General features: G+C 72.9%; 1 pseudogene. It reads right to left on the bottom strand.

The features are described 5' to 3' along the window. Positions 1 to 570, bottom strand: a pseudogene (locus tag E3D03_RS21115) (phage tail tape measure protein); the annotation flags it as partial. Positions 571 to 695 lie beyond the last annotated feature (125 nt).

Here is a 695-nt window from a genome sequence, read left to right as displayed (position 1 = left end):
CATGGCGATGGAGCCTTCCTCGCCGAACAGCTGGCCCGCGACGGCCGCGCGTTCGGCGGCCGGCACGAAGCTCTCGATGGCGGCGTTGATCGCGCCGACCCGCTGATCCAGCGGCAGAGCGATCAGGTCGGTGGCCGAGAGCCCGAGCCGGTCGAGCGCGTCTGCTGCGGGGCCGGTCCCGGCGGCCGCCTGGCTGAGACGGCGCGTCAGGTCCTTGGTGGCCTGCTCGATGCCGGACATCGAGACGCCCGCCAGCTCGCCCGCGCGCTCCAGCGTCTGGATCGACGGGGCGGTGGTGCCGAGCGACTGAGCGAGCTTGGCCTGCGCATCGACCGTCTGCAGGCCCGACCGGATCATCGCCACGCCCGCAGCGGCGGCAGCTGCCACGGCAGCGGCTGCCGCGACCCGGACCCGGCGCGAGAAAGCCGCGAGCCGCGCGTTGGCCGCTTCCATCTCGCGGCTGAGCCGTCCGAAGCCGCGCGATCCGGCTTCGCCGACGCCTTCCAGTTCGGCGCGCACTTGTCGGCCGCCGACCGCGGCGAGGCGGACGGACACACGCTTTTCAGCCATCGGGGCGTTCCATCTGTTCGTTGAGTTTGGCGACCATCACCGCCTCGATGACGGGCAGCAGTTCGGCCATGGCGAGCGGCGGCACGCCGAGTGCGTCACCGAGCGCGAGCGCCGCCGACATGTCC

This window comes from Paracoccus sp. DMF, assembly GCF_004407025.1.
Classification (GTDB): domain Bacteria; phylum Pseudomonadota; class Alphaproteobacteria; order Rhodobacterales; family Rhodobacteraceae; genus Paracoccus; species Paracoccus aminovorans_B.
Note: the sequence above shows the minus strand (reverse complement) of the source record. Positions and strands in the feature narration are given on the sequence as shown.